General features: G+C 66.2%; 14 protein-coding genes. 3 read left to right on the top strand and 11 right to left on the bottom strand.

Features of this window, described 5'->3' with window-relative positions; translation table 11 throughout:
* Positions 1 to 17: 17 nt before the first annotated feature.
* Positions 18 to 1,940 (bottom strand): excinuclease ABC subunit UvrC, encoded by a 1,923-nt coding sequence (gene uvrC, locus AC1DT7_RS14335; protein WP_478036715.1) that lies wholly within the window; start codon positions 1,938 to 1,940, stop codon positions 18 to 20.
* A 70-nt stretch (positions 1,941 to 2,010) separates the two neighbouring features.
* On the opposite strand from uvrC, the gene AC1DT7_RS14330 reads away from it, so the two are divergent.
* On the top strand, positions 2,011 to 2,730 hold the full coding sequence (locus AC1DT7_RS14330; RefSeq protein ID WP_478036714.1) for an SDR family oxidoreductase: 720 nt from the start codon (positions 2,011 to 2,013) through the stop codon (positions 2,728 to 2,730).
* Positions 2,731 to 2,985: 255 nt separating this feature from the next.
* Here AC1DT7_RS14330 and AC1DT7_RS14325 read toward each other — a convergent pair whose 3' ends face one another.
* From AC1DT7_RS14325 to AC1DT7_RS14300, 6 genes are all read right to left on the bottom strand, one after another.
* Entirely contained in the window at positions 2,986 to 3,315 is a 330-nt protein-coding gene (locus AC1DT7_RS14325) for a hypothetical protein (RefSeq protein ID WP_478036713.1), read from the bottom strand.
* Positions 3,316 to 3,421: 106 nt separating this feature from the next.
* Positions 3,422 to 3,976: a F0F1 ATP synthase subunit B family protein gene (locus tag AC1DT7_RS14320; protein WP_478036712.1), complete on the bottom strand. Its 555-nt coding sequence runs from the start codon at positions 3,974 to 3,976 to the stop codon at positions 3,422 to 3,424.
* Positions 3,969 to 4,463: a F0F1 ATP synthase subunit B family protein gene (locus AC1DT7_RS14315; RefSeq protein ID WP_478036711.1), complete on the bottom strand. Its 495-nt coding sequence runs from the start codon at positions 4,461 to 4,463 to the stop codon at positions 3,969 to 3,971. Before AC1DT7_RS14315 ends, AC1DT7_RS14320 begins: the two co-directional genes overlap by 8 nt.
* A gap of 16 nt (positions 4,464 to 4,479) precedes the next feature.
* Positions 4,480 to 4,692 (bottom strand): F0F1 ATP synthase subunit C, encoded by a 213-nt coding sequence (locus tag AC1DT7_RS14310; RefSeq protein WP_055777096.1) that lies wholly within the window; start codon positions 4,690 to 4,692, stop codon positions 4,480 to 4,482.
* 66 nt (positions 4,693 to 4,758) lie between these two features.
* A complete protein-coding gene (locus tag AC1DT7_RS14305) occupies positions 4,759 to 5,526 on the bottom strand; it encodes a F0F1 ATP synthase subunit A (protein WP_478036796.1) in 768 nt (255 codons plus the stop codon).
* Positions 5,527 to 5,586: 60 nt separating this feature from the next.
* On the bottom strand, positions 5,587 to 5,877 hold the full coding sequence (locus AC1DT7_RS14300) for an AtpZ/AtpI family protein (RefSeq protein ID WP_478036710.1): 291 nt from the start codon (positions 5,875 to 5,877) through the stop codon (positions 5,587 to 5,589).
* A gap of 333 nt (positions 5,878 to 6,210) precedes the next feature.
* On the opposite strand from AC1DT7_RS14300, the gene AC1DT7_RS14295 reads away from it, so the two are divergent.
* Complete coding sequence (locus AC1DT7_RS14295) at positions 6,211 to 8,076, top strand: CHASE3 domain-containing protein (protein WP_478036709.1); 1,866 nt, start codon at positions 6,211 to 6,213, stop codon at positions 8,074 to 8,076.
* 202 nt (positions 8,077 to 8,278) lie between these two features.
* Here the strand turns inward: AC1DT7_RS14295 and AC1DT7_RS14290 are convergent, their stop codons facing one another.
* The 3 genes from AC1DT7_RS14290 to AC1DT7_RS14280 are packed head-to-tail and all read right to left on the bottom strand — an operon-like array spanning position 8,279 to position 11,993.
* Positions 8,279 to 8,659: a YdbL family probable chaperone protein gene (locus tag AC1DT7_RS14290; protein WP_478036708.1), complete on the bottom strand. Its 381-nt coding sequence runs from the start codon at positions 8,657 to 8,659 to the stop codon at positions 8,279 to 8,281.
* Complete coding sequence (locus tag AC1DT7_RS14285; protein ID WP_478036707.1) at positions 8,659 to 8,841, bottom strand: YnbE family lipoprotein; 183 nt, start codon at positions 8,839 to 8,841, stop codon at positions 8,659 to 8,661. The genes AC1DT7_RS14290 and AC1DT7_RS14285 overlap by 1 nt, the downstream gene beginning before the upstream one ends.
* 47 nt (positions 8,842 to 8,888) lie before the next feature.
* On the bottom strand, positions 8,889 to 11,993 hold the full coding sequence (locus AC1DT7_RS14280) for an intermembrane phospholipid transport YdbH family protein (protein WP_478036706.1): 3,105 nt from the start codon (positions 11,991 to 11,993) through the stop codon (positions 8,889 to 8,891).
* Between the two features lie 159 nt (positions 11,994 to 12,152).
* On the opposite strand from AC1DT7_RS14280, the gene radC reads away from it, so the two are divergent.
* Positions 12,153 to 12,836 (top strand): RadC family protein, encoded by a 684-nt coding sequence (gene radC / locus AC1DT7_RS14275; protein WP_478036705.1) that lies wholly within the window; start codon positions 12,153 to 12,155, stop codon positions 12,834 to 12,836.
* Positions 12,837 to 13,060: 224 nt separating this feature from the next.
* On the opposite strand, the gene AC1DT7_RS14270 is transcribed toward radC, so the two are convergent.
* Positions 13,061 to 13,612, bottom strand: a complete 552-nt coding sequence (locus AC1DT7_RS14270) for an EF-hand domain-containing protein (RefSeq protein ID WP_478036704.1) — start codon at positions 13,610 to 13,612, stop codon at positions 13,061 to 13,063.
* Between the last annotated feature and the right edge of the window lie 215 nt (positions 13,613 to 13,827).

Raw genomic sequence — 13,827 nt, 5'->3', positions numbered from 1 at the left:
GATGGCCAAGAGGGCCCCTATCGCCCGTGGTAAAAATCATAAACCTGCCGCGCCACCAGCGCCGAGACCCCCGGCGCCTTCTGCAGGTCCTCCAGGCTCGCATTGCGCACCGCCCGCCCCGTGCCGAAATGCATCAGCAGTGCCTTTTTCCTCGCGGGGCCGATGCCCGGCACCTCGTCCAGCGGGCTCGCGCCGATCGCCTTGGCGCGTTTTGCGCGGTGGGCACCGATCGCGAAGCGGTGGACTTCGTCGCGCAGGCGCTGGAGGTAGAACAGGACGGGCGCGTTGGTCGGCAGGGTCAGCTCGCGGCCGTCCATCAGGTGGAAGACCTCGCGCCCTTCCCGCCCATGGTCGGGGCCCTTGGCGACGCCGACCAGGCAGACATCCTCGATGCCGAGTTCCTCCAGCACGCCCTTTGCGGCGTTGAGCTGGCCACGGCCGCCGTCGATCAGCACCAGATCGGGCCATTCGCCTGAATCCCGATCGGGGTCCTCGGCCTGAGCGCGGGCGAAGCGGCGGCCGAAGACTTCGCGCATCATGCCGAAATCGTCGCCGGGGATGGTCTTCGCATCCTTGATGTTGAACTTGCGGTACTGGCCCTTGCGGAAACCCTCCGGCCCAGCGACGACCATCGCGCCGAGCGCATTGGTGCCCTGGATATGGCTGTTGTCGTAGATCTCGATCCGGTCGGGCGGCTCGGCCAGATCGAACAGATCGGCGACCTCGCGCAGCAGCTTTGCCTGGGTGGTGCTTTCGGCGAGGCGGCGATCGAGCGCTTCCTCGGCGTTGCGCTTCGCCTGGTCGAGCAGGCGGCGGCGGGTGCCGCGCTGGGGGATGGAGATGGCGACCTTCGCCCCTGCCCGCTCGGCGAACGCCTCCTGCAGGAGCTCGGTCTCTTCCAGCTCGCGATCGACGAAGATGATGCGCGGCGGGGGCACCTCCTCGTAGAATTGGGTGAGGAAGCTCGCCAGCACCTCCGCCTCGGGCACGTCGTTGGTGTGGGCGGGGAAGAAGCTGCGATGGCCCCAATTCTGGCCGCCGCGGATGAAGAAGGCCTGGATGCCCATGACGCCGTTCTTGTTGGCGAGCGCGAAGATGTCGGCGTCCCCTACCCCTTCCGCGTTGATCGCCTGGCTGCCCTGGATGAAGGTGAGCGCCTTCAGCCGATCGCGGATGATCGCKGCCAGCTCGAAATCCATATTCTCGGCCGCTGCCTGCATCTGGCCGCCGAGCTTGGTCTGCACCTGGGTCGATTTGCCGGCGAGGAAGGCCTTGGCGTCGCCGATGAGCTCGCCATAATCCTCCTGCGAGATGCGGCCGACACAGGGGGCCGAGCAGCGCTTGATCTGGTAGAGCAGGCAGGGCCGGTCGCGCGTCCTGAAGAAGCTGTCGGTGCAGGAGCGGAGCAGGAACAGCTTCTGCAGGGCGTTGAGCGTGTTGTTGACGCTGCCGGCGCTGGCGAAGGGGCCGTAATAATTGCCCTTGGCGCGGCGGGCGCCGCGATGCTTCTGGATGCGCGGAAAATCATGATCGGCGCGCAGGAGGATGAAGGGGAAGCTTTTGTCGTCGCGCAGCAGGACGTTGTAGGCGGGGCGATAGCGCTTGATGAGCTGCGCCTCGAGCAGCAGCGCCTCCGCCTCGTTATTGGTGGTGACGATGGTCATCGAGCGGGTCTGCGCGACCATGCGCTGGAGCCGTTTCGGCAGGCGATCGACCTGGGTGTAGTTGTTGACCCGGTTCTTCAGCGCGCGGGCCTTGCCGATGTAGAGCACGTCGCCCTTCGCATCCTGCATGCGATAGACGCCGGGGCGTGTGGGCAGCGTTTTCAGCACGTTGCGGATGGCGGCCACGCCGGCCTCCAGATCGGGCGCGTCGGTGCCGCGGACCGTGAAGGTGGATTTCTCTTCGTTGAAGCGATCGGGGGCATTGGGGGTGGACATCGTCCCCCTCAGTTAGGACTCCGGCGCGCCCGCAACAACGGCTATATCATGTCCGACAGGGGAGCTGGACATGCAGTTGAAGGGCAAGACGGCGTTAGTGACCGGGGGCAGCGACGGCATCGGGCTGGAGATCGCACGGCACCTGCAGGCGGCGGGGGCGGAGGTGATCGTGGTCGGGCGCGACCGGGGGCGGCTTGCCGCGGCGCTGGCCGAGGGGTTCGACACGGTGACGGCGGACCTTTCGAGCGCCGCCGGGTGCGACGCGCTGATCGCGGAAGTGGCCGAGCGGACGATCGACATCCTGGTGAACAATGCCGGCATGGGCGCGACCTTCCAGGTTGGGGTGCCGTTCGACCTGGGCGAGATCGACCGGTGCATCTTCCTGAACGTCAATGCGCCTGTCCGGCTGATCGCGGGGCTGCTCGACCGGCTGCGCGCGCGGCCCGAGGCGATGATCGTCAACGTCACCTCCGGGCTGGCGATCGCGCCGAACGCGGGGAGCCCGGTCTATTGCGGCACCAAGGCGGGGCTGCGGAGCTTCACCATGGCGTTGCGGGCGCAGCTGGCGGGCACCAGCGTGCAGGTGATGGAGGCGTTGCCGCCGGTGGTCGAGACGCGGATGACCGAGGACAATCTGCACAAGAAGATGCCGGCGCCGGAATGCGGGCGGCAGATCGTCGCGGCGATGGCGCGCGGGCGGAAACAGGCGAATGTCGGCATGACCGCGGTGCTGAACGCGGTGTATAATGTGTCACCCGCCATCGCACGGCGGGTGATGATCCGGTATTAGGGTTTAAATCTGAACGGCTTGAAGCGCTGCTTTTGCCTCCTTCTTTCTTCCCCGGCGGAGAGTACCGGGTCGGATCGTCCCCCGGACGATCCTTGAACATGCGGGGCATGTTCAACCCGGTACTGGGCCCAGTAGGAAAGGTAGATGTAACGACGCGCAGCACTTCCCATTATCGTCCCCCAACTGGGCCCCGGCCTTCGCCGGGGAACAAGGGAGTTTGGGATCGCCTGCGCTCAGATTAACGCATTCCCGGACCTATTTGAGCGCGGCGAGATCGGCCTTGGCCTTGGCGAGCTGTGCGTCGGTGAGGGCGCCGTTGGACAGCGGCTGCACGGCGCTCAGCGACAGCACCTTGAACTGGTCATAGGCCGGGTGCGCGAGCATGCCGGGGAAATCGGCCTCGAGCACAGCCTTGCCGGCCGGGTCGGCGGCGATGGTCTGGATCGGGGTGTCGAGATCGAACTTCGCCGCGGTTGCCGCGGGGGCAGCCGGTGCGGCCGGGGTCGCAGGCGCCGCAGGAGCGGTCTGCGCGACGGCGGGGGCCGCCGTCATCACGAACAGGGCGGTAAGGGCGGCAAGCTTCATGGGACTCTCTCTCCAGGGATCAGGACACGCGACTCGGTGCCCCGGCCCCGGGTGTAGCCGGGATCGAGACACCGTGGAATGTCGGTGATGCTGCCCGAAGGCGGGATTAGTTGAGGCGACCGAGACCGGCGATGGTGCGATCGACCAGCGGCGCATCGGCCCCGGCGTCATGCTTCTCGGCGATGATCGCAGCGGCCGCACGGGTGGCGGCGTCGGCTGCCGTAGCGCGAACCTCGGCAATCGCGGCGCGCTCGGCCGCGGCGATCTTGTCCTCGGCCATCTTGCGACGGCGGCCGACCAGATCGGCGGAATCGCTTTCGGCCTTGGCGATCATCAGCTTCGCCTCTGCCTCGGCATGGGCGATGATCGCGGCGGCATCGCCGGCGCTCGCCGCATTGCGTGCCTTGGCCTCGGCAAGCTGCTTCTCCGCCTCGGCACGGAGGCGCGAGGCCTCGTCGAGCTGGGTGCGGATCGTGGCGATCTTTGCGTCCAGCATGCCGGCGATCATTGCCGGCACCTTCTTCCAGAGGATCAGGCCGATGACGACCAGCATCGACAGCGCGACGAAGCCGGGCGCCGAAATGCCCAGAGCCGTGGGCTCGTGATGCAGCTCGGTCGTGCCGGTCGCCGCCGTCAGAGTCTCGTGATGCGCGTCAGCCATGCGCCAGTTCCGCCTTCACCTGCTGTTCGATCGCCGAGCGATCGACCGCCACGCCCGAAAGCTTGGCGACAATATCCTGAACCGCGTCGACGGTCGCCGTCTCGATCTCGGCCAGGGCAGTCGTCCTGGCACCCTCGATCCGGGCGGTGGCATCGACGAGCTCCGCGGCCATTGCCGCGTCGCCCGCCTTGACGTTGGTTTCGGCCGTGGCGGCTGCCTTGGCCTTCGCCTCGGTCACCGCCTTCAGGGCCTGGGACCGGGCCGATTCGAGCCCGGTCTGATAGTCGAGTTCCGACGCACGGGCGGCGGCATTCGCGGCCTCAGCCGCGGCGAGGTCTCCGCTGATCTTCGCGTTACGATCGTCGATCGTGCGCTCGATCTTGGGGACCATCGCCTTGCCGATCCCGAAATAGATCAGGGCGAACACGATCGCGAGCCAGAACAGCTGCGACGCGTAGATCTCTGTGATCTGGGATAGCTGCGGCATTGAGGTCGCTCTTCGCTTACTTGACGACGAAGAGGATGAGGATCGCGACGACGAACGCGATCAGGCCGAGCAGCTCCGATGCCGCGAAGCCGATGAACAGGCGGCCCTGCTGGCCGTCTGCTGCGCCCGGATTGCGCAGAGCGCCTTCGAGGAACGAACCGAACACGTTGCCCACGCCGAGCGCGGCCATGCCAACGCCGATCGCCGCGAGGCCGGCACCGATGTACATTGCACCAAGATCAGTCATGATAAGCTCCATTAGAAATACGGTAGTTTGGGACGAAATTCGAAAGACTTAGTGCAGGTGCACCGCATCGTTCAGGTAAAGCGAGGTCAGCAGCGCGAAGACATAGGCCTGGATCGCGCACACCAGCAACTCGAGCGCGCTGACGCCGACGATCATCAGGAAGCTGAGCACCGTGACGATGAAGCCGATCGGGCTGCCGTCGAGGCCGGCGTTCAGGCCCTGCACCACGAAGCTGCCGAACACTTCGAGCAGGATGTGGCCGGCGGTCATCGCGACGAACAGTCGCAGACCAAGGCTGAACGGGCGAACCATGAACGACACGAACTCGACCGGGATGATGACGGGCATCAGCCAGCCGGGCGCGCCGTGCGGCACGAACAGCGAGAAGAAGTGCAGGCCGTGGCGCCAGAAGCCGACCGCGAGCACGATGCCGAACGACAGGAAGGCCAGCACCGCGGTGACGGTGATGTGGCTGGTCACGGCGAAGGTGTGCAGGCCCGGCACGATCGCCAGCGGCAGCACGCCGACCAGGTTCGCGAACAGGATGAACATGAAGATCGAGAAGATGTAGGGCGCGAACTTCTTGCCTTCCGGCCCGATGTTCACCTGCATCATGTTGTCGATGAAGCCGACGACCGATTCAGCGGCCGCCTGCCAGCGCGTCGGCACCAGCTGACGCTTCATGCCGCCCCACATGAACAGGAACAGCAGCGCGAACACGACGACCATGAACAGCGCCGAGTTCGTGAAGGAAACATCGTATCCGAACAGCTCAAGATGCCGGCCGAGCACAGGCTCGACCAGGAACTGTTCCATCGGGTCAATTTTACCGGCCACGATCGCCTTACCCTTGTGCGTTGCTGTCGGAAGCGACGGTCATTCCGCGCGCTCCTTCGAGATCTTGAAGATGTTACGGAATGCCGCGACGATGGCGAGCGCGAGCAGGATCAGCAGCAGCCAGGGGCTGGTGCCAAGCCATTTGTCGAGCAGCCAGCCGATCAGGCCGCCGCCGATCGGCGCGCCGATCAGCTCGGCCAGAACGCGCGACCCCTGCGAATAGCCCTTGGCGGGCTTTGCCGCGGGATTTCCGGCAGTACGCGCCTCTTCAGTCGCACGCGCCTTCGCGATGCGGCTTTCAAGGTCATCGTTCTGGCGGTCATCGGCCAACGCGAAAGCATCCTGATAAGAAAACGCCGCCGGGCTTGCGCACGGCGACGGAAAACATGGGGCGAGCCCCCGTTGCGGCGCCCGTTTAGAAAAGGGGTCGCCTTGAGTCAACCTTAACCCCCGGTGACTTTTCGCTTCTCTCCGCCCCTGAGCCCCGAAGCGGTGGGCCGACGATATGGACGCGTTCGTCGGCCGCGGGTTCGACCGCGGAGCGGTGCCGCCTTCGGACGATGCCTCGGGGCCTGATCGCCAAGGCGGACCCGCTGCGGAACAATCGCCGAATAGCTGCTCCAGGTTGTTGCGCCCCGATCCGAACTTCGTCACGCAGACGCCATGCTGACCGGACGGACTGACCGGGCGCCGGTCGCCTTGCTCGCGGGTTTCGTCCTGCTCGTGCTCATCGTCGCCGGTGCGCTATGGCTCGTGGTCAGGCAGGATCGGGCGGCGGCGCTGGTCCTGCATACGCTGGAAGTCGAAGGCCGCCTGACCGACGTGCTGTCCCGCCTGCAGGATGCGGAGACCGGCGAACGCGGATATCTGCTCACCAGGCAAAAGCCGTTTCTCGATCCGTACCGCGAGGCGACGGCCAACCTCGATGGCGATCTGGCGGCGCTGGAGGCGGCGGTCGGCGACAACGTGTCGCAGCTGGCCAGGGCCCGCGAGCTGACCCGCCTCGCCACCGACCGCAATGCGCATCTGGGGGCCGTCATCGCCACCTTCGATCGGAGCGGCATCGTGCCGGTCGGGCAGCTGGAATATGGCAAGCGGCTGATGGACCGGATCCGCGTCGTGGTCGCGACGATGAAGAGCGAGGAGGAACGCCTGCTGCCCGACCGGCGGGCCCGCGCGCAATGGAGGCTCTTCGTCGCCATCGGCGCCCTGATACTCGCGGCGATCGGTACCTGCCTGCTCGGCCTCTATGCCTTTTCCCGCATGCGCGGACAGTTGATGCAGGTGCAGTCGGCCCATGATGCGCTCGAACAGGCGAACGCCCGGCTGATCGAGGAAGCGCAGAGCCGCGAACGGGTGGAGGCCCAGGCACGGCAGATGCAGAAGATGGAAGCCGTCGGCCAGCTGACCGGCGGGATCGCGCACGACTTCAACAACATGCTCGCCATCGTGGTGGGATCGCTCGACATGGCGAAGATCCGCGCATCGGCGGGCGACCATGGGAAAGCCGCCGCCTGCGTCGACAATGCCATGGAAGGCGCCCAGCGCGCCGCGCAGCTCACCTCCCGCCTGCTCGCCTTTTCACGCCAGCAGCCGCTCGCCCCTGCGCCGGTCGACGCCAACAAGATGGTCGGCGGCATGTCGGAAATGCTGCGCCGGACGATCGGCGAGCATCTGCGGGTCGAAACGGTGCTGGCGGGCGGGCTGTGGCCGACCTTTGCCGACGCCAACCAGCTCGACAATGCCCTGCTGAACCTGTGCGTGAACGCGCGGGACGCGATGCCGGATGGCGGACGGCTGACCATCGAGACGGCCAATGCCCATCTCGACGACGCCTATGCCGCACAGCATCCCGACGTGAAGGCCGGGCAATATGTACTCGTGTCGGTGAGCGACACCGGCACCGGCATGCCGCCCGAAGTGATCGAACGTGCCTTCGACCCCTTTTATACGACCAAGGGTGTCGGCAAGGGCACCGGGCTTGGGCTCAGCCAGGTGTTCGGCTTCGTCAAACAGTCCAACGGGCATGTGAAGATCTATTCCGAACCCGGCCAGGGTACGACGGTGAAGATCTATCTGCCGCGCGCCCTTCAGGACGCGGTCCACCCGACCGGCACGCTATCCGGCAACGCGGCCCGGCTTGACGATATCCCCCGCGCCCGGGGCGAGGAATTCGTCCTGGTCGTCGAGGACGACGAGGGGGTGCGCCACACCTCCGTCGAGACGCTGCGCGAGCTCGGCTATACCGTGGTCCAGGCGTCCGACGCGCAACAGGCCCTGGCCTTGCTCGAATTGCAGCCGCGGATCGACCTGATGTTTACCGACGTCGTCATGCCCGACATGAACGGCCGGCTGCTCGCCGAACGGGTCGCCAAGGGCTGGCCGGACGTGCGCGTCCTCTACACGACTGGCTATACGCGCAACGCCATCGTCCATAACGGCATGCTCGACCCGGGTGTGGACCTGCTGTCAAAGCCGTTCACGCTGGAGCAGCTTGCGATGAAGGTCCGGCAGGTTCTGGACCGGTAGGGGCCAGAGCGCACTGCCTTACAGACGACCTGTCGGGCGGGCTGCTTCTACTCTTCTTTTTCGTTTCCCCGGGCGAAGGCCTGGGTCCAGCGACGGGACGGCTATGCTCGTCGTCACGCTTCGTTACCTCGGCCTCCGCAACTGGACCCCGGCCTTCGCCGGGGAACTGCAGAAGGGCCGGGGAAGTGCAGAAGGGAGGAAGTCAGACGCAGCGGGAATCGCGTTCCGGTGCGCCGGCGCCGCGGGTTGCCCAGGTGCCGCCGGGGGTCTTGTACTTCTCTCCGGGGGACGTCTGCAGGATCAGGTTGCAGCCGCTGACAAAAGCCATCTGCTCGACCGTCGCGCCTGCGGCCGCGCTCTGGGTGTATTTCGCCTTGCGCTGGATGTTGATGTTGTTGACCAGCGCGCGCAGTTCGGCGCTGCCGCCGCTGACGATGCCGAGATAGCCATCGGGCTGCTCGCCGACCTGGCCCGCAGAGCGCGCGGCCTGATAGGCCGGATCGCGCTGCGCATAGGCAGCCGTAGCGAGGCCCACGAGCCCGAGGCCTGCGGCGATCATCGAAAGCTTCATCATCTTCTTCATCAGAAAATACCCGGATTCTGCTGGATCAACGTCTTCGCCTCGCCATCGAGCCGATAGACAACCTCCTGCGTCACGCTGATGTTGAGATTGATCTCGATCGGCTTGTCCGGGGCGCTGATGCTGATGCAGCCGCTCGTCGCGGTGCTGGCACCCAGGGCAAGGATCGGTAACAGTCTCTTCATCCCGTCCTTCGTCGGTCTCCACCTTCGTTTCGTCAATCCTGTTTCGGTCATGGCAGTTTCTCGCTTTCAGCAGGCTGAATGGGCTGGATGGGCGGTGGCGTCTGTTCGGGAGGCTTGGCGCGCTTGCGCTGCTCCTCGAGCAAGGCCGGCAGGTTGCGCTGGATGAGGCGCCTCGGATCGTAGAAGGACGCGGCCGAATCGATCAGCCCGCGGAAGGGCGCCTTGATCCGGACGTTGAAGATGAAGGGCAGCTTCTGCAGCCGGTCGACGATGAAGTTGCGCTTGGCACCCTCACCCTGACCGACTCCGGCGAAGCGGACCTCGGTGACCATCTCGCCGGCCAGCGGGCCGTTCATCACCAGTTCGAGATAGCGGTAGCGCAGCGACTTCAGCGCCTGAAAGGCAAGGTTGCCCCACATGCCGACATCCTTCTGGCTGACCTCCCCCACATAAGCGAGCGTGCCGCCGCCGACACGCACGGTCAGCCGGCCATTCTCGATCCGCCCCCCCTTCTCGTCGAATATCATCGGCAGCGTGCCGTCGAAGATGCCGGTGGCGTTGAGGTTCTTGAAGTCGAACTGCTGGAGGAACTCGCCGGCATCCATACTGGTGACGGTGAAGGTCATGTGGCGTTCGATCTTCTGGCCGAAATCGAGCATGGTCGGCTCGAGCACCAGCGTGCCGCCGGCAAAGGGCCAGCGCCCTCCCTCCACCTCGACACGCGTACCGGCGAGCAAGCGGTAGCGGATCGTGCCGTCATTGACGGCGATGCCGGGGTTGACCGTCTTGATCGTCGCGATCTGGCCGGGAGCGCTTTCCAGGTTGAGCAGATCGGTGAAGCGGATCTCCCCCGCAATGCCCGTTACCGGGCCGAAGGCGGCAGCAAGATCGGTGCCTGGCGTGCGGAACACGCCGTCGCTGGTCACGCCATCGGCGTTCCAGCGGATATGGCCCTCACCCGAGACGGTGCCAACCACATTCGCGATGACACCGAAGGTCAGCGGTGTAAGCTGGTCGGGCTGGAGGGCGTCGCCGAAGACGATGCCAGGTACGCTCAGGTCGGCATGGCCGCTGCCGTTCGCCAGGTTGTGCTCGATCGCGACGCCGCTGACGAAGATATGCTTGTCGGGCGTGCTCAACCGTCCGGTCGCGATGATCCCGCTATCGGCGAGCCGGAGCGCGACATCGCTGCCGGCGAGCGGCGCGAAGCGTGGCGTGGCGGCGGCATCGGCAACCCGCAGCGTGCCGCCGGTCAGGTCGAGCGCGCCCTTCGCGAAAGTCCAGTTGGCCAGGGCGTCCGACATCAGCAGCGGGACATTGGCGATCCGGCCGCTACCGCCTTCGATCGTGCCGGCCATGGTGCCGCCTGCAAAGCGGCCCTCGACCCGGGCGAAGGAAAGCTGCGTCATACGGTCAGGCGAACCGATGCGGACATCCACATCGTGCAGGTCGGCGCGAGTATCGCGCAGGCGCAGCATCAGGCCGCTGCCCGATAGCGCGAGCGGCGAACTGCCGATCGCGCCCGCCAATTTGAACGCCCCGGTCTGCACACCACCACCGATACGGCGGCCATCTAGCCTGACCATCGCGCCATCGACCGGGCAGAGCGTGGCCGACACCCCCTTCAACCTGAAGCTCGACACGGCCAGGGCGCCAACCGACAGCGGTGCGCAGGCGCGGTTGATCTGGAGCCGGTCGTGGCCGTCCCAAAGGCCCGTCAAGGGCAGGACGAGCCCGTCGATCCGGCCATCCGCGAGCGGCCCGGACAGGGTGACCCGGGTCGAGATGCGGGTGATTCCACCGGGCGTCTCGGCGAAGCTGACCGGCGTCAGCGCGAGACGGGCATTGCCGGCAGCATAGGGCTGGAAGGTCGCGGTGCCGCTGATGGGCCCGCCCGCCCTGACCTGGACGATCCGGATGGTCGCGTCCGGGAGGTTGCCGCCGCCCATGCCGACCGAACCATCAAACCGCACGCCGACGCCCGGCCAGGCGTACCCGATACCGTCCCCGCCGCCGATCGTCGCCCAGGCGCCCGAGGCAGTGGCAAGCTTAAGCCGCGAGACGCTTGCCTGGCCGCGGCCGCCGTTGATGATGACCGAGAAATCGGCTTCGAGATCGGCCGACTGCGCGGCGGCCACGGCTGCGTCGATCGCCTTGCCGACCAGCGGCGCCACCGGCGTGCCCGCGCCCATGGTGCGATATGCGGCGACCCGGCTGCGCATCACGCGTCCGAGCAGGGCGTGGCGTGCCCCGGCCTTGCCGTCAAAGGCGATGCCATCCTTGCCGACCCGGTAGGTGCCGGCGAGCGTCGTCGAATCGGCGCCGGCGCCACGGACCGCGGCGATACCCGATTTGAGGTTGAGCTTGCCGGCGGTACCGTCAGCCTTCCCGGCAAAGTCGATCGTACCGGTAAGGGTGCGGAGCTCGGCGCCAGAATGGCGGAGCCTGGCCAGAGCGAGCTTCGCATCGCCGCGCCACCCGTCCAGCCCCTTGTCGAGCGTCACCGAGACGGTCGCGCCGGCGTCGGTCAGGCGGGCGCCGGCACAGTCCAGCGAGCCGGCATGAATCGGGCCGCTGAGCGACGGCTGGCCCGAGGCGATCCTTACCGCGAGCACGGCGCTTGCCGGACCGCTGAGGCAGGTTCCGAGATCGAGCCGTTCGGTGATCGCCGCGACCTGGCCGGCGAAACCATCGTTCAGCCTGCCCTTCCCGCTCAGCTTGATGCCGACCACGCCGTGCGGTGCGGCCAGCCTGATCCGGACATCCTCCATATCGGCATCAATCGCGGGCAGCGCGAACCGCTTACCCGACGGAGCGGACATGAATTTGTCGAGCGCGCCGAGCGACAGCTTGCCGTCGACCAGCCGCGCCTTCATCCGGACGTGGCCGGCACTGACCCCCGTCACCTCGGCGCCGGAGAAGCCGACACTGGTGCGCAGCTCGATCCAGTCGGCGACGAGATCGGGATTCTCGGGGTCGCCGATCGATACGTCGGTCAGCCGCTGACGGTTGAAACCAAGATCGGCGATCCGATAGCGCGCCGGCACGCCATAACCATGGAGCGCCTTGTCGATATAGCCCGCAGCGATCGGTTTGCGCTGGGTCCAGAGCGCGATCAGGCCGCCGAGCAGCACGAACGCGACGACAAGCACGACCCGACGCGCCCGCCGTCGGCGGGGCCTGTCCTCGATCGCTTCTTCCAGACTCAGCTTGCCACTCCCGGTTGCGGCACAAGGATATGCCTTTCAGCACGCTCCCCAAAGCACGCGCAATTGCGCGTGGCCAGCCCCCGCACTAATCCTCGAACCCCGATGAGCGTTCCCGAACCAGACAATAGCGGCCACCGCGCCCGCCTGCGCAAGCGCCTGAACGAGGGCGGATCCGATGCGCTGCTCGATCACGAGTTGATCGAATATCTGCTCGCCCTGGCGATTCCGCGGCGCGACACCAAGCCGCTGGCCAAGGCGCTGCTCGCCGAATTCGGCGGGATCGGCGGGTTGCTAAGCGCCGATGGCGAATCGCTGGCGCGGGTAAAGGGCATGGGCGAGACATCGGTCGCGGCGATCAAGATCGCCCATGCCGTCGCACTCCGCCTGCTGCGCGCCGAAGTGGCCGAGCGGCCCGTGCTGTCCAACTGGCAGGCGCTGCTCGACTATCTGCGCGCCGACATGGCGCACCACACCAATGAACGCGTACGGGTGCTTCACCTCAACACCAAGAACATGCTGATCCGCGACGAGCTGGTGAGCGAGGGATCAATCGACGAGGCGGCGGTCTATGTGCGCGAGGTGATCAAGCGGGCGATGGACCTTGGATCGGCGGCGATCATCCTGGTGCATAACCACCCGAGCGGCGACCCCTCGCCCAGCCGGGCGGACATCGACATCACCCGCAACATGGTGGAGGCGGGCAAGCGCATGGGCATCGCGGTGCACGACCATATCATTATGGGGACCAGCGGGCATTCGAGCCTGCGGGCGCTGGGGTTGATGTAGGGGCACGGAGGGATTCGCACTCCTCGCCCGCTTGTCCGAGGATCCGCGGTGTCGCCAGTTTAGCGGCCGAGGACCTTGCGGAACGGTGGATGCCGGAACAAGTCCGGCATTACGGTTTGTGTGGGAGGGCCCGCAAGACGCCCCTCCCCGCATAAACGAACGGCCGCCGGGCCCGAAGGTCCGACGGCCGCCCCGGAGGGACTGCGCGTCCCGCTAGGATTTCGTTATGCGCCCTTGGTCAGGAACCCGGTGAGTTCCGTCTTCGACAGCGACTTGTTTTTGTCGGTGTCGGCGGTCGCAAAAGCCTGATCGACCCAGGTCTTTGTGGAAGCGCTTTCCGCCTTTGTCGTGGGATCGCTCGCCGTCTTTAGGGCGACCATCCAGGTGGAAAACTCGGACTCGTTGAGCGTTCCGCTCGAGTCCTTGTCATAGGTCGGGAACTCGGTGCTCACGACCTGGGCGATCTGATCGGCCTTGGTCGCCGGCTGAGCCGATGCGGTCTGAGCCGGAGCGGCGGCCGGATCAGCCTGGGCGGGAGCCGCCTGGGCAGTCTGGGCCGGTGCCGCCGTCGGGTCGGCCTGAGCCGGGGTTGCCTGGGCGGTCTGGTCCGCCGATGGCGTCACCGAACTCATCGCCTGATCGACGGGCGAAGCCGTCTGCGGTGCCGCAGCATCGGCAGTGGCCGGTGCAGTCGTCGCAGGCGCTGCCTGCGTAGTCGGCGCAGCCTGCGCATCAGCGGGCTTGTCCTGCGCAAGAACAGGAACAGAAATCGTCATGGCGCTTGCAAGAAGAATATGTTTCAACATGGTTCTCTCCGTTGTTAGAACTTCAAGTTACACTCAGTGGCCAATTTTCCCGTTGGCCGGTACTTGGAGGTAGAACCCCTCAACCGCCGAGATAGTTCAATTTTTCTCGATTTGAAGCTTCGCCTCGTCCCTGCTAACGCGCAGCTCATCGCGAGTCCGTTCAGGATTCGCGATGAACAGAAACC

It is taken from the genome of Sphingomonas sp. P3_C6, from assembly GCF_056402595.1.
The sequence above is the reverse complement of the archived record's forward strand: the minus strand, read 5'-3'. Positions and strand labels throughout refer to the sequence as shown.

Excerpts from the sequence above, each read along its gene's own strand:
- AC1DT7_RS14330 (WP_478036714.1), top strand. The coding sequence starts at position 2,011 with ATGCAGTTGAAGGGCAAGACGGCGTTAGTGACCGGGGGCAGCGACGGC.
- AC1DT7_RS14325 (WP_478036713.1), bottom strand. The coding sequence starts at position 3,315 with ATGAAGCTTGCCGCCCTTACCGCCCTGTTCGTGATGACGGCGGCCCCC.
- AC1DT7_RS14320 (WP_478036712.1), bottom strand. The coding sequence starts at position 3,976 with ATGGCTGACGCGCATCACGAGACTCTGACGGCGGCGACCGGCACGACC.
- AC1DT7_RS14315 (WP_478036711.1), bottom strand. The coding sequence starts at position 4,463 with ATGCCGCAGCTATCCCAGATCACAGAGATCTACGCGTCGCAGCTGTTC.
- AC1DT7_RS14310 (WP_055777096.1), bottom strand. The coding sequence starts at position 4,692 with ATGTACATCGGTGCCGGCCTCGCGGCGATCGGCGTTGGCATGGCCGCG.
- AC1DT7_RS14305 (WP_478036796.1), bottom strand. The coding sequence starts at position 5,526 with ATGGAACAGTTCCTGGTCGAGCCTGTGCTCGGCCGGCATCTTGAGCTG.
- AC1DT7_RS14295 (WP_478036709.1), top strand. The coding sequence starts at position 6,211 with ATGCTGACCGGACGGACTGACCGGGCGCCGGTCGCCTTGCTCGCGGGT.
- AC1DT7_RS14290 (WP_478036708.1), bottom strand. The coding sequence starts at position 8,659 with ATGAAGAAGATGATGAAGCTTTCGATGATCGCCGCAGGCCTCGGGCTC.
- AC1DT7_RS14285 (WP_478036707.1), bottom strand. The coding sequence starts at position 8,841 with ATGAAGAGACTGTTACCGATCCTTGCCCTGGGTGCCAGCACCGCGACG.
- radC (WP_478036705.1), top strand. The coding sequence starts at position 12,153 with ATGAGCGTTCCCGAACCAGACAATAGCGGCCACCGCGCCCGCCTGCGC.
- AC1DT7_RS14270 (WP_478036704.1), bottom strand. The coding sequence starts at position 13,612 with ATGACGATTTCTGTTCCTGTTCTTGCGCAGGACAAGCCCGCTGATGCG.